Source organism: Caenispirillum salinarum, from assembly GCF_044803115.1.
In the GTDB taxonomy this organism is placed as follows: Bacteria; Pseudomonadota; Alphaproteobacteria; order Rhodospirillales; family Rhodospirillaceae; genus Caenispirillum; species Caenispirillum salinarum_A.
On record NZ_CP085224.1, the window covers coordinates 4,547,377 to 4,560,682 of the forward strand.

The 13,306-nt window shown below is 65.5% G+C and carries 17 protein-coding genes; 2 read left to right on the plus strand and 15 right to left on the minus strand.

What is annotated here, in order from left to right; genetic code table 11:
* Window positions 1–78 precede the first annotated feature (78 nt).
* From LG334_RS21055 to LG334_RS21125, 15 genes are all read right to left on the minus strand, one after another.
* Window positions 79–513 carry a DUF6362 family protein gene (locus tag LG334_RS21055; protein ID WP_404381203.1) on the minus strand — a complete coding sequence of 145 codons (435 nt, stop codon included), beginning with the start codon at window positions 511–513 and terminating at the stop codon, window positions 79–81.
* A complete protein-coding gene (locus tag LG334_RS21060) occupies window positions 510–707 on the minus strand; it encodes a hypothetical protein (protein ID WP_045449863.1) in 198 nt (65 codons plus the stop codon). The genes LG334_RS21055 and LG334_RS21060 overlap by 4 nt, the downstream gene beginning before the upstream one ends.
* Window positions 704–1,237 (minus strand): crossover junction endodeoxyribonuclease RuvC, encoded by a 534-nt coding sequence (locus LG334_RS21065; protein ID WP_404381205.1) that lies wholly within the window; start codon window positions 1,235–1,237, stop codon window positions 704–706. The genes LG334_RS21060 and LG334_RS21065 overlap by 4 nt, the downstream gene beginning before the upstream one ends.
* 434 nt (window positions 1,238–1,671) lie before the next feature.
* On the minus strand, window positions 1,672–3,990 hold the full coding sequence (locus LG334_RS21070) for an AAA family ATPase (RefSeq protein WP_404381207.1): 2,319 nt from the start codon (window positions 3,988–3,990) through the stop codon (window positions 1,672–1,674).
* Entirely contained in the window at window positions 3,957–4,724 is a 768-nt protein-coding gene (locus tag LG334_RS21075) for a hypothetical protein (protein ID WP_286789473.1), read from the minus strand. Before LG334_RS21075 ends, LG334_RS21070 begins: the two co-directional genes overlap by 34 nt.
* Window positions 4,724–4,930 carry a DUF6511 domain-containing protein gene (locus tag LG334_RS21080; protein ID WP_045449869.1) on the minus strand — a complete coding sequence of 69 codons (207 nt, stop codon included), beginning with the start codon at window positions 4,928–4,930 and terminating at the stop codon, window positions 4,724–4,726. The genes LG334_RS21075 and LG334_RS21080 overlap by 1 nt, the downstream gene beginning before the upstream one ends.
* A 207-nt stretch (window positions 4,931–5,137) precedes the next feature.
* On the minus strand, window positions 5,138–6,841 hold the full coding sequence (locus LG334_RS21085; protein ID WP_404381210.1) for a DEAD/DEAH box helicase: 1,704 nt from the start codon (window positions 6,839–6,841) through the stop codon (window positions 5,138–5,140).
* 7 nt (window positions 6,842–6,848) lie between these two features.
* Entirely contained in the window at window positions 6,849–7,430 is a 582-nt protein-coding gene (locus LG334_RS21090; protein WP_113453652.1) for a hypothetical protein, read from the minus strand.
* Window positions 7,431–7,447: 17 nt separating this feature from the next.
* A complete protein-coding gene (locus tag LG334_RS21095) occupies window positions 7,448–8,335 on the minus strand; it encodes an ATP-binding protein (protein WP_404381212.1) in 888 nt (295 codons plus the stop codon).
* On the minus strand, window positions 8,335–8,631 hold the full coding sequence (locus LG334_RS21100; protein WP_112691720.1) for a hypothetical protein: 297 nt from the start codon (window positions 8,629–8,631) through the stop codon (window positions 8,335–8,337). The genes LG334_RS21095 and LG334_RS21100 overlap by 1 nt, the downstream gene beginning before the upstream one ends.
* Window positions 8,628–9,116 carry a hypothetical protein gene (locus LG334_RS21105; protein WP_404381214.1) on the minus strand — a complete coding sequence of 163 codons (489 nt, stop codon included), beginning with the start codon at window positions 9,114–9,116 and terminating at the stop codon, window positions 8,628–8,630. The genes LG334_RS21100 and LG334_RS21105 overlap by 4 nt, the downstream gene beginning before the upstream one ends.
* A gap of 10 nt (window positions 9,117–9,126) precedes the next feature.
* Complete coding sequence (locus LG334_RS21110; protein WP_050474479.1) at window positions 9,127–9,336, minus strand: AlpA family transcriptional regulator; 210 nt, start codon at window positions 9,334–9,336, stop codon at window positions 9,127–9,129.
* Window positions 9,337–9,502: 166 nt separating this feature from the next.
* Window positions 9,503–10,441, minus strand: coding sequence for a hypothetical protein (locus LG334_RS21115; protein ID WP_404381216.1), 939 nt, complete (start codon window positions 10,439–10,441; stop codon window positions 9,503–9,505).
* Complete coding sequence (locus LG334_RS21120) at window positions 10,425–11,612, minus strand: hypothetical protein (RefSeq protein WP_404381218.1); 1,188 nt, start codon at window positions 11,610–11,612, stop codon at window positions 10,425–10,427. The genes LG334_RS21115 and LG334_RS21120 overlap by 17 nt, the downstream gene beginning before the upstream one ends.
* An 11-nt stretch (window positions 11,613–11,623) precedes the next feature.
* On the minus strand, window positions 11,624–11,866 hold the full coding sequence (locus LG334_RS21125; protein ID WP_404381220.1) for a DUF2188 domain-containing protein: 243 nt from the start codon (window positions 11,864–11,866) through the stop codon (window positions 11,624–11,626).
* A 140-nt stretch (window positions 11,867–12,006) separates the two neighbouring features.
* On the opposite strand from LG334_RS21125, the gene LG334_RS21130 reads away from it, so the two are divergent.
* Together LG334_RS21130 and LG334_RS21135 are read left to right on the plus strand one after the other, a co-directional pair.
* Window positions 12,007–12,330, plus strand: coding sequence for a helix-turn-helix domain-containing protein (locus tag LG334_RS21130; RefSeq protein WP_200815355.1), 324 nt, complete (start codon window positions 12,007–12,009; stop codon window positions 12,328–12,330).
* The gene (locus LG334_RS21135) at window positions 12,327–13,259 is read left to right on the plus strand and encodes an ImmA/IrrE family metallo-endopeptidase (RefSeq protein WP_404381222.1); all 933 of its coding nucleotides are present in this window, start codon (window positions 12,327–12,329) and stop codon (window positions 13,257–13,259) included. Before LG334_RS21130 ends, LG334_RS21135 begins: the two co-directional genes overlap by 4 nt.
* Window positions 13,260–13,306: the final 47 nt, after the last annotated feature.

The following is a 13,306-nucleotide window of genomic DNA, read 5'->3' on the forward strand; positions in this document are numbered from 1 at the left end:
GGATAGTCAAAAACCTAGCCCGATCCGCCGTTTATGTCCGTTCGAAAACTGTCCGGCGGACACCTTCCTCGCCATCGCTCAGCGCTGCGCCGCCCCAGCCAGCTCGATCACTTTGCGCTTCGAATAGCTGCGGTTGAGCCGCCGACCGTTAAGCCGGAATGCGATCACGCAGAGCGCGTAGAGCCAGTGCTCGTGCGCCGCCGACCGCTGCAATCCGACGGTCCAGCAGATGGTTTTCCAGCGCTCGCCGTAGGCGCGCAGCCAGACGATCTTGCCGTCGATCGGATCGAGCCCCACCGTCCAGCTGAGCGTCTCCTCCATCCGGCTGATCGCGGCGGGTGACGGGATGACGCGCATCGGCTTTGGCTCCTGTCCGACCTTGTCGGCGAAGCTATGGATGACCTCCGGCCAGAGGCTGAAATATCCCTGACGCCGGGGTTCGGGCAGGCGCTTGAGCACGAAGGCCGCTTCCGCGAGACGTTCCTCGACGAGGCTCGGTGTCCACTGGGTCATCGACGCGCCTCCTTCGCCTGATCGCGGTCGCCATAGAGCTTCTCGCCGAGTTGCCGGACGAGCTCACGCTCGGGCCAGGTCAGCCGGTCGTCATCGAGAGAGACCGCGAGGACACGCTGCTCGCGCCAGCCATCGCGCTTGACTTCATCGGGGGTGCGGCGCTGGCCGCCATATCCGCGTGGCGTCCACCTCACAGCACACCTCCCCGGGTCTCCATCGCCCAGAGCAGGATCGCGATCGCGTCGGCCTCGTTGTCGTCGGCGGGCTGGAACCCGCGCTGGCGCATCGCGGCGAGCACGGCATCCTTGCCGGCGTTGCCCTTGCCCGTGGCGAAGCGTTTGATGGTGCCGACAGGAACGCCCTGATAGGCGACGCCCTCACGCTCGCACCAAGCGGTCAACGTCGCCAGGAAACCGCCGTAGAGGTGGGCGGCGTCAGTGCCGATATGGCGCCGGACCTCCTCGAAATAGATCGCGGCCAACCCACCGCTGTCGTCGGCCAGTTGTTCGAGCCAGTGCTGGAAACGCAGGTACCGCATGCCACCGCCGTCGAAGCGGCCGGAGCGGAAGCTGGCGGTTCCGCTGTGCACGATCCCGCCCGCCAGGCTCGCCCAGCCCGTGGTGGTGCCGAGATCCAGGGCGAGAATGGCGCCGCCCGCGGATGTCGAGATGACCGGGGCCGGATGGGGCGCGCTCTTAGGGAGGGGTGACGGGCACTGGCTCATGGTGGTGGGTCCTTCTCGTCTGATGTCGGTGAGGGGATGGACGGCACGGCGACCGCGCGCGCGAAGCCCCTGGGGGTGGGAGTGGGAGAACCCGCTCGGCGCGGTTCTCCCCCACCCCCGAAGGGGGTGGCTTTCACCCCCACAACTTGGAGAGCGCAGCAACTCGTTGAATATTATGGAGAAATCGAAGTTTGGACGGCCCATGGCGTGGGTCGCGTCCCCAACTTGAATCTGCGAAAGGCCGCGCAGCGGAGCGCGCGGGAGCCAAGGTAGTTGGGACGAGCTTTCCCAACTTGAATGTGCGCGGGATGGCTGGGGGGAGCGCGGCGGCGCGAAAAGCAACGAAAGTAGTTGGGAAGCTGGCCGCCCAGCTCGCCGCAACTTGCCACAACTTGATCCTGCGTAAGTCCGCGTAATCGGGATGAGCTGGCGCATCACGAGGTCTCCTCCGTCTGATAGACCCAGACCAGGGGGTTCTCGACCGGCAGCGCCGCGCCGCTCTGCGGGCATTTGTAAGTGCTGGGAAGGACCGGGATCCGGACGGGCATGACCTCGCCGGTGTCGGGGTCTGCCGTCTCTTCTCCGGTCGGGAACGTCATGCCCTCGACGCAGAGATAGCCGAACTTCGAGCGCGAGGTTGGCAGACCGAACGGCGCGCCATCGCGAACGAACTTGATGAAACCCTTCGTGGCCAGCACGCTGATCCGTTCGCGGATCGTGTCCTTGCCACCGAGCCCGGCCTGGTTCTCGAAGCTCTCGGCGAATTGCAGCGCGGTGTATAGCCGGCCGGCCTCGGCCTCATCGAAGAGCAGTTGAAGGATCACGTCGTGTTTGCGCGCGCGCTCGGCGTCGAGCTTCTCGCCGAACTCGCGACGCACGAGCCTTGTCTCCGAGCGGTCGATCGCGATCCAGCGTCCGTCCACCTTGTCGACGATCATCGGCTCGATGCCGGGACCGTTGCGCAGTTCGAAATGCAGCATCCGCTCCGGCCGGTCCTCGTCGGGCCGGTGCATGATCACGCCGGAGGTGTAGAAGCTGCGGAGGCTGCCCGCACCCGAGAGTGCCATGAACGGGTCCTCGACGAGCTGCTTCTTCGTGATCTTGCGGGTGTGATGGCAGAGGATCAGGCCGGCATCCGGGGCTACGGCGTCCCGCAGGGCCTCGACCCGCTCCTGCAGGAAGAAGAGCATCGCGGTGTTGTCGTTCTCCCCGCCGCCGTCTGGCCCCCCATCGAAGAGATTGCGGATCGGGTCGATGCAGAGGATGTCGGGCGCGCCATGCCGGTAGTGGGCGCGAACCGCGGCGATGGTCAGGCCCACGCCGCCGGCGTCGAGCAGCATGCGGACCTTCGGCGTGGCGACGAGATTGTCGCGCGCCGCAGCCAGGAGCGCCGGCTCGATCCGGATGGCCTGAAGGCGCTCCCGCAGATAATGGTACTGGATCTCCGCCTGCAGATAGAAGATCCGCAGCGGGCGGCTTGGCGCAAAGCCGAGGAACGGCACACCCGCCGCCATGTGGACCAGCAGACTGATCAGGAAGTCGCTCTTGCCGACCTTGGGGGCGCCGCCGAGCACCAGCATCCCGCCGGGCGTCAGCAATCGCGGCGCGATGATGTCGTCGGGCATCGGGCTCACGTCGTCGAGCAGTGCGCCGAGCGTGAAAACCGGAAGCGCGGACATCGGCGGCACGGCGATCCGTTCGAGGGCCGGTCCGTGGCGCTCTTCGTGCAGCCGCCAGAGGCGCTGTGCTTCCGAGGCGAGACGTTCGAGCGGCCAGCTCGGACGGAGCTGGGCGGCATTGTACTGGCAGATTGCCTCCCACGCGTCGTCGCGGCTCATGCGGCCCTCGTGCGCCATGCGGACGTAGTGGCCGATGGCGGCGCTCGCCCCCTGGAAGCGGGTCCAATCGTCTGATCCGCCTTCGCGGACCGGCGTCGTCAGGACATCGGTGATCGATGGTTTGTCCGTAGAGGGGCCTGGCTCGGATCCGACCCCGGCAAGCGGCGGCATGTCGGCGACTAGCTCGGCGAAGTCGCGCAGATGGACCTCGACCCGCGGGCTGTGGCGGCGGATGTTGACCAGGCGCTTGAACCCGCCCTTGTGATAGACCGAACCAGCCAGGCGGATCGGCTGGTGGGCCGATCGGAAATGCGTGTCGCCGCCGACCTTGACCGCGATGTCGCCGCGCAGCCGACAGAGAAGCGCGATATCCTCGCCCTCGGCCGGTTCGCTCAAGCGCCACCAGACATGCAGCTTGTCGAGACCGTCCGGCGTCCGGCCGCCACTTTCGACGAGCAGTGTCGGTTCGCCGAGATGCCGGATAAGGTGGTCGAGCTTGGCGGCGATGTCGCCCGCATCTAGATCAACGAGAACCGTCTGCATCTGCAGGACGTCGGCGGCCTTGGCCTTGCCGGTCTCGGCGACCGTCCCTGGCACCACATAGAAGGCCGCCCCTTCGCGTGCTGCCCAACCGGCGAAGGAAACCGCCTTCTCCAGCATACTGTCGTCGATCTCGATCCAGGCGTTGTGGGGTCGGCCGTCGATGCCTTGACCCTTGTCCACGAACCCGCGCAGCGGCACCCAGCCCTCGCAGTAACCGAAGACCACATCGAGAAAGACGGCGATCTGCTCGTGATCCGGCTCTATGTCGAACGGATCGGCCTGCGGCGCGGCGTCGTTGAAGTCGCGCCAGGCATCGAGGGAGACGACATTATTCTCGCTCATGCCGGCAGCCCCCAGCAGCGTTCCGCCCACGGGCACATCCGGCACTCGTGGAAGTCACGCGTCGTGGCGATGCGCGGCAGCAGATCCCCTGCATCCGTCGCCTGAAGGATCCGCACGGCGCGATCGCTCATGCGTTGGGCGAGCCCCGCATCGAACGGCACGAGTTCGTGGTGAAGTTCGGCAGTGTCCTTGTTGATGGCGGTGAAGAGCGCGGGATTGTCGGAGATGCCGGGGACCTGCGCTTCCATATAGGCTTGGTAGAGGGCGATCTGGGACGCGTAGACGGGCTTCGCCACGACCACGCCCTTGGCCACGGTCTCGCGCCAGTTCCTGGCGTTCATCGTCTTGCATTCCCAGAGCGCGGGAACGCCGATGCCCAGCAGCTGGGGTGCGGCGGCGATGATCCCGTCGACATGACCACGGATGCGGCCACCAGCGACCGAGAAGCCGAATTGCTCGCCGTCCGGACGGTTGCCCTTGCGGGTATAGAGATCGAACCCGGCACCGCGCAGCCAGCGGATGGCAAGATCTTCGAGCGCGTGTCCGATCTCGAAGATCCGCAGCGTCTGGCCGGAGAACTCCTGGCCCTCATCCTTCGGCGCACCCGCGAACTCGAATTGCAGAGCGCGCTCACAGCCGTGTCCAAGGCGGGAGCCGCCGAGGTAGGTCCTGGGCGCAACCGCCGCGCGTTCAGCGGCGATCGCCTCGTCGATCACCGCATTGATGCGTTCGGCGCAGGTGGGGCGGTGGTTGTAGTCGAGCATCAGAACGGCACCTCCGCGTCGGCGTCGGCAGCCATGGCGTGCATGGCGTCCTGGAAGCCGCCGACGGCGACCTCGATGAGCGTGAGCACCTGCGCCTCCGTGAGGTCGGAGAAGCGCGCCTGCCAGCCGATCTCCTCCATGATCTCGGCGACCGGCTTCATGGCGGCGCGGATCGCCGCCTTCTCCTGTTCGGTGAGATCAACCATGGCCCAGCGCTCCCGCGCCAAGCGCGTCCAGAAGCCTTGGCAGGCCATCGAGCAGAACCAGACCGAGGGGCGCGGTTGCTTCGACCGCACCGGGTCGAACCAGCCAAAGCCACGGGTGGGTCGCCGGCAGACAGCACAGAGCGTTCCACGCGGATACCAGAGCCGCCGCCGGTCCTCGGCCGTGGTGGGGGTAGGACAGGCCATGGCTCATGCCGCCCTCCCGATGGCTGCTTCGGGCGCGGCATCGGCCGCGCTGAAGACGAGGGAGCGGATGGCGTCGCGGTTGAAGCGAAAGGCCAGCAGCGCTGATGCCTGATAGCGGGTGAGCCCGAAATCCTGCCGGTACTCCGGCGGCAGGAAGGCAAGCTGCCGGTCGGTGGGCGGCTGGTTCAACCAGCGGCGCGTCTTGTGGGCGCTCTCGTCGCTCTCATGCTCGTTGAGCCAGTCGTCGGCCGCCGCGAGGCAAACGGTGCGCTCGCCCATCGCCAGCAGATGAGGCCGCTGCTTCTGCAGACCGCCGATGCCGTACCAGCGGCCGTTCAGGAAGAAGACACCGCCCCAGGCATTGAAGCCGTTGGCGATGAGCGCCGCATCGTCGCCGAAGAGATCGCACCAGCGGAAACTCGACCGCTTCAGGAGGTCGATCTCGGACATCACGAAGTCGCCGAGTGGCGTGGCTCCGCCCGCGTCCTCCCGCTCCCAGACATGACCGCACAGCGGGCATTCGGTGGTGGCGAGTGGCACGATGGCGCCGCAGTCCGGGCAATCCTTGGTCGGCGCTTCGCCGGAGGGCTCGCGACCGTCCAGGTCGACGTCCTGCTCCAGCGAACCGTGCAGCAGGGTCGAGGTGCCGAAATCCAGCACGATGCAGTCGGTCTTGATGACGCCTGGATGCTCCTCGGGCGAGACCGTGCGCAGGCCCCGGCCGACCATCTGGATCATGGTCGACTTGTAGGAGCTCGGCCGCAGCAGCACGACGCAGCCCGTCGGCGGATGATCCCAGCCCTCGGTCAGGACGGCGACATTGACGACGACCCGCAGCTCTCCGGCGGCGTAGGCGTCGAGGGTCGTCTTGCGGTTGGTATCGGCCATGTCGCCGTGGATCAGCCCGGCGGCGACACCGGCCGCGTTGAAAGCGGCGGTCACGTTGCGCGCGTGGTCCACGGTCGAGCAGAACACCACCGTCTGGCGCTCGCCCGCCTTTTCCCGCCAGTGGCGGATGACGGCGTCCGTGACCGGCGACCGGTTCATGATCGCGTCGACCTCGGCCATGTCGAAATCGTCGGCCGTGCGGCGCACCTTGGTGAGCTGGTCCTGGACGCCGACATCGATCACGAAGGTTCGCGGCGGCACGAGATGCCCCGACGCGATCAGCTCCCCGATCCGGATCTGATCGGCGACGTTCGAGAACACCGGGCGCAGACCGCGCTTGTCGCCCCGGTTGGGCGTCGCGGTGACGCCGTAGACCCGGCACGCGGGATTGCGCTGCAGCGCGGCGTCGATGATGCGCCTATAGCTGTCGGCGGCCGCGTGATGCGCCTCGTCGATCACCAAGAGGTCGAGCGCGGGCAGCTGGTCGAGATTGCCCGCGCGCGCCAGCGTCGGCACCATCGCGAAGGTGACCTGTCCAGCCCACGACTTCTCCTTCGCATCGACGACCGAGGTCGTGATCTTCGGCTTCACCCGGCCGAACTTGCTGCGGTTCTGAGCGGTCAACTCGTCGCGGTGGGCGAGCACGCAGGCCTTGGCGTCCGTGCTCTTCGGGGTTTCGCCGACCATGCGACCAACGACCCCCGAGAGCATGATCGTCTTGCCGGCTCCGGTCGGGGCGACGCCGAGGGTGTTTCCGTGTTCGCCGAGCGCGCGGACGCTGCGCTCGACGAACTGCTTCTGGCGGGGACGCAGCAGCATGGCCGCCTCACTGCGCCCAGGACGGGCGCGTGCCCGGCTGCGGCATGGAGGGCTGGGAAGGCTGAGCCTGCGGCTGCGGTGCCGCACCGGGCACGCCCATGAGGGCGGCATAATCCTTGTGATCCGGCGTCACCGCCGCGCGGATCTCGTTCTTCTCCTCGCCGTTGGTGTCGGTGCCGATGTCGATCCGCGCCACGAACTCGAGCCCGTCGAGATCGGCAAAGCCGCTGATACGACGCGCGGCCTGGGCCTGGGCGGACGTGTCCTTGTCCGAAATGCCACGCGCGGAGTTGAGCATGCCGCGGATCAGGCTGCGGCCCATGTTCGCCCAGTCCGGCCCCTTGGGGCTGTAGAGCCCGATCAGGGTGAAGATCTTGCGCCGGGCGTAGGGCCCTTCGAGAACCGTGAACTCGCCCGAGAGATAGACCGAGCCGGTGGTTCCCCGCGTGGCGTATCCGCCGGTCCAGCCCTGCGCCGGATCGTCGAATCCGCCCGGACGGATCGTCAGGCGCACCTTGGCCAGCGTGCCCTTGGGGATGATGTTGCTGTTCTGCTTGGCGTCGTTGAAATCGTTCCAGGATCCAGTCATGGCTGGGGTCTCCTCGTTCAGGCATTTTCGGAATGGGTGGGGGCGTCGGAGGTCGGCGCCGTCGCGGCCGGGGGCGGGCTGCGATAGGCCAGCCGCTCGGAGGCGGGCTTCACGGGGCCGCGGATCTTGGCCATCAGGCGGCCGAGATGCGGCTCCTCGATCAGGTCGAGACGGCCGGATCGATCCTTCGCCGGGAAGTTCCAGGGGTTGATCGTCTGGCAGACGAAGGCACGGTACGGCGCGCCGGACTGGTCCTTGATCTCCGCCATCGTCAGGACTTCATCGACGATGCCCGGCAGCTCGAGGCCGGTCTTCGAGCCGTCGATCTGCGGCTGGAAGATGCGCCGATTGAAGTCGTCGAGCTTCTCGTCGAGGATCCCGACGAACCAGACGTTCTTCGCCCGCGTGTGCTGGAGATGCGTGAGCCACGCGATCATCTCGCGGCCGTGCAGGCCATAGGCGCCGCGGACATCGGGCTTGCCGGTCTTCTCAGAGAACGCCTCGGGCTGCCCCTTGCACCATTGGAAGCAGAGCCGCCCGGCGACGGTGATCGAGTCGATGAAGACCGTGTGGTAGCGGTCGAGCGAAGCCGGATCGCCGAAGCGCTCGCACACCGCCGCGAAGTGGGCCTCGCTGTAGACCTGGTCGTCCCGCAGCGCCGGATTGGGGCCGCCGATGAAGACCGCGAAGTCGCGGCACTCGGCCCATGTGCGCGGCCGGACGCTGTCGCCGGACCATCCCTCGATGGCCAGGTCGCCCGCCTCCAGGTCGATGAACAATGTAGTGGCGTGGTCGAGCGTCCAGAGAAGCGAGGTCTTGCCGATCCCGGACTTGCCGAAGATCGTGCCCTTGACGCCGCGCGGCTCGGCGAGCCGCTGATCGGCGGAAATGATCGGGAGGGCCATCACTTACCTCCCTTCGCCGCGATCAGAGCGTCGATCGCGACGTCCGCTCCCAGCGCGCCGGCCTTGCGGGCCTCGTCGTGGAGGGTGCGCACCGCATCGATCTCGCGGTAGAGCGCCGATGCCTGCTCGTTCAGCCCGATGAGGGCGAAGGCCAGGTCGTCGATCGAGGCCGCCCCGACCGGCTTGACGGTCTCGTCGCGACGCTCGCCAAGGGCCGGCACCCGGATGGTCTCGGGCAGCTTGTCCAGCCCGTAATGGTGCTCGCGGAGCACCGCGAGCTTCTTCGTGATGCTCATGACGTCACCTCGGTGTTCAGGGACAGACGGAAGCTGGGCTTGCCGGTGCGGACGGTGCGCGCGTTCTCGAAGGCGGAGCGGATGTGGCTCGGCCAGGCCGCGAACTTGCGCTCGGGCACCTTGATCGCGACATCGACGTATTCGGTGGGGTCGTCGCCCTCGGCCCGGATGCGTTCGACGAGAGCGGCGAGCTTGTCCTGGTTCCAGTCGACGCGCTTCGGCAGATCGGCGATCACGGTGACCGCGCCGTCATCGAAGCGGACCGTGCCGGTGTCCTTGCCGGCCGCTTGGCGCGTTGCGTGGGCACGATCGCCGTACTTGAGCGCGACGGCCCCATCGAGCCAGTCGCAGACGGTCTTGGCGCGACGCAGAGCGTCGGCGGCCTCGTCCTGCAGGAGGGAGAGCTGCTCGGCGGGCAGAGCGGCGATGTCGCCGACGGCCATGTGCCGGAGCTCATCGAGGGAGATGCGGTTGGAGATCGTCATCACCACCCCCTCATGCCGCGGGCTTGCTGGGGTGGTCGGCGGTGCTCGCCCGGATCTGCTCTCGCTCGTACTCCTCGACGTCTTCGAGGCGATACACGACGCGACCGCCGAGCTTGACGAAGCGCGGGCCTTCGCCCGTCCAGCGCCAGCGCTCAAGCGTGCGGTGGCTGATGTTCCAGCGCGCAGCCAGGTCGATCTGGTTGAGGTGTTTCGTAGCCATCTGTTTCTCCTTCGGTTTTGGTCGAAAACCTGCGGAGAGGATGGCTGCCGGGCGGGTAGGAGCCGGGAAGGAGCCAGGCAGGGCTCAAGGTAGGAATCGGGGAAAGCGGCTCAGAAATGAAAAAAGCCGCCCACCGGGCGGCCTTTCAGATGAGAGAATTCAGGGGTCAGAGGAAGAACCAACATCGTCCATTCTCCTCCCTGATGAAATCGCGCCATTCAGGTCTCCCGGAGAAAGCCTTCGCCAGCGTGTTGACGCTCGTGCTGTACCCGGCGGTCTCCAGAACCTCAGCGGTTAGAAGTTCCGGATGTCCCGATTTCCAAGCGTCATACAGTTGCCGGATGATTGCGCGCTGTTTCGATCCAGAGAATGCGTGACGTGTTCCGCGAACCGTGAGGGACGCGCCGTCGGCCGCCATGGTGATCAGGTCGTCGTTCAGCTTCGAGCCCGCCGCAACGCGGGCGGCCAACAGGTGGGGAACGACAGCAAGACCGCTGTGATCGGCAACATCTCGAACGGCGATCAGCGTATGACCGAGGTGCACGTCAGTCGGCAGGCGATTTCCAGGTGTGAAGCTCAGGACAATTCGCAAGCCGGGTGCCGGACGCTTGCGGGCAGCATCCATGAAACTTCTCCATATCGTCGGATCGCCGAGCCGACGGCCAATCCAGACAGATGTACGTTTGCTGCGTCCTGGCAGGCGCGCGTCGCCGATCTCCCACAGAAGGTCGGGTACGAGTTCGACAGGGCCGTTTCGCGGGGAGAAATCCAGCCGCTCGAACAGCTGTTCGAGCAACATGCTGAAGTTGACGCGGTACGTTGCCAACTGATTTCCGGGGACGTTCACCCAACCTGCTGACGGGCTGAAATACCCATATGCCCGATGTTCAGGTGACCAGATCAGATTGACGGGCTCGTCCTCGTGGTCGACGAGTGAAACGGCTGCCCGCGAGTGATCTTTCGGCTGAAGGATTCCAGCCGCCTTCAGCACCAGCGAAATCTGGCCATAGTAGCCGTCGAGGACCGAGCCGCTGATAACCGCATCCGGCGTCTCGATCACCGACAGCAATAGGTCCGCCGCCCTCCGATCAATCGACGACGACACCGCCGTCTCCGGAAAGGATGCCCCAGCGCCGGAGATACTTCTCGCCGATCAGCTGCTCCTCTTCGGTCTGGTCCTTGAGATTGCAGCCATGCGGCATCGTGATCATCAACGGCAGCGTCCGACCGCGTTTGGCATCGCCCTTGGGATGGAATTTGATGGAGAGTTTGGCCTGTGTCGCCACCCAACCGCCAGCCAGCGGATCGTTGGCGCCGAACCGCTCCGCCGACATGCTCCAGATAGTGCGGTCGGCCTTCCGAAGACATTCCAGCGTGACGCGCTCGCCCACATTGTCGATGGGCATCAGACGCAGCTGCTTGACCTCGACGGACTCGATCCCATCCTCCGGGTCGGTCGGAAAATCGAAAGGATGAAGCAGAGCCGCGAGGTCGTAGGTGCGGAAGGGCACCTTCTCGCTCTGGAACTCGATCCCCAGCAGGTCGCGCGCCATGAAGCGGACCATCTCCTCGCGGCTCTCGCGGTCGTTGGCGACGACTTCGATGACGCCGGTCGCCGGTTCATACGTCATGGCCGCCTCGAACACGGGACGGCGGGCGCGGCGGACGAGCGTACCCGCGTCATCGAACGCCAGGAAATCATCCAGCAGGCCCTCGCGGTAGATCGCGATCTGGACAAGCTCGCAATCCTCGCCGTCGAAGGTCGGCCGGTAGCGCCCGAAGATATCGATGTGGATGTTGTTGGAAGCGAACCGTTCGCGCAGCGCCGCCTTGAAGGCATCGATGGATGCCTCGTCCCGGCGCAAATCGAGATTCGGCTCGCCGATGAACCCGTCCCAGCTCCGACCACGGCGCCGCTCATCGGTGTAACGGACCTCCTCGGCATGGCGGAACCGAACCGGTTCGTTCAGGAACATCCAGAGCGAACGCGCATGGCCATTTGCCAGATCATCGAGCACCGTGCGGTCGTCGATCACGCTGTAGAGTGCGGTCTGCCCCGCATCATCGGCCAAGGCGCTCACACGATCGGCGTCATTGACGATGCGGGCGCGGGCTTCGTCGTCCAATTCGTCGACGGCCCGCAAGGTGACGCGTGCGACTTCCGGCTCGGGCGCCTCCCAATCGACCTCGGTCGGAAGCTCGATGCCGGTGTGGTGGAAATAGGCCTGCAGCGACGAGGCAGGCATGTTGCGGATGAAACTCGTCACTGAGGCCATGGTCGATCTCCTTAGCCCTTGATGTTGCGGGGGTCGTTCCCGTGGGAATCAGACTGGCCGATCCGGCCATCCTGATTGTGGATCTTGAACTCCGTCCCGGCGTTGCGGCTGATCTCCCGCCCACGGTCGATCGCCTCCCGCTTCGTGTCGAAGTGCCCGCTGGCGCGCTCGGCGCCGCCGCGGCGGACATCCCATCCGCCATTGGGATTAGGGACCACGTGATGGGTGCCAGAACGGTTACCTGCTTTAGCCATGACGGCCTCCTGTCTCGTGAAAGCGCGAAAGTTGGTTCGTTACTACGAACTTGTGCGCAAGATAGGTATTGCAGGTGCGGCGTGTCAAGGACTAGATGTATCGCGATAACGAACCCGGCGGATAAACAGGAGAACACCCGGTGCCAACACCCTTGGGAGAGCGCGTTCGCGAGCTCAGACTGAAGCGAGGATTGACCCTGGAGGCGCTGGCCGAAAGGGTCGGATCCAGCAAGAGCTACATGTGGGAGATCGAGAACAAGGACGTCGCGCGCCCTTCGGCTGAGAAGCTTCACCAGATCGCGGCCGCCCTCGAGACGACGACTGACTATCTGATTTCTGCCGACGAAGTCACCGAAGCGGACGCGACAGACACTGCCTTCTTTCGGAAGTATCAGAAGATGAAGCCGAAGAGCAAAGAGAAGCTTCGCGAGATGCTCAAAATCCTGGACGATGAAGATGAATGAGCAATAGCGGCAGAAAATCGCCCAAAAGGGCCGCGAACGATCTGACTGTGCTTCTCCGCACCGTGCTGGGAGAAGACCGGTTCCCCGTGGATGTGGAGGCGCTGGCGCTCGAAGTCTCCCGAAACCATGAGGACCCGATCACGGCAGTGAAGGGCGTCGACATCGACGGCTTCGAGGGCATGCTCCGCGCACGGCGCAAGAAGCCCGGTTGGCAGATTCTCTACAACACTCAGCCCCGCTACCGCGGACGCGAGCGCTTCACGCTCGCTCACGAGTTCGGGCACTACTTGCTGCACCGGCGCCCGCTGACCGCAGCGCACTACCATAACGGCGAGCTCTCGGACGATTTCGACTTCGAGTGCCTTCCACTGCAAGCCAACGGCTGGAAGGACGCGGAGAAGCAGCGTGAAGAAGAGGCCGATACCTTTGCCTCCTTCCTGTTGATGCCGATCGACGACTATCGGAACCAGGTCGGCGGTCAGGAGGTAACTCGCGACCTCCTTGGCCATGTGACCAACCGGTACGGAGTTTCGCTTCTTGCGGCCGCGCGCAAGTGGATCGAATTCACCGACACCCGAGCGGCCATGGTGGTTGCGCGAGACGGATTCGCGTTGTGGGGCAGAGCGAGCACGCGTGCCTACAAAAGCGGCGTGTTCATTCAATCGGGCATGCCGATTCCCGACGGCTCCATCATGGCCATGGGGTCGGCGTCGCAGCACACCAGTTCGCAGCGCCCGGTGGCTTTGCCCGCCGGCATCTGGACATTTAGTCGGGGCTCCGAACCCGTCCGAGAACTGACCTTCTTCTCTGACCGCCTCGGCTTGGCCGTGTCGCTCCTGCAGTTCGATCCCGCCGACTACCGGGCTGAGATTGAGGATGAGGAGCCTTGGGACAGCTACGACCAGTTCATGAAAAGTGATCGGGACTGATATTTTGGAAAGACCGGTCCGCCTATCAATAAACTTCGAGCAAATCG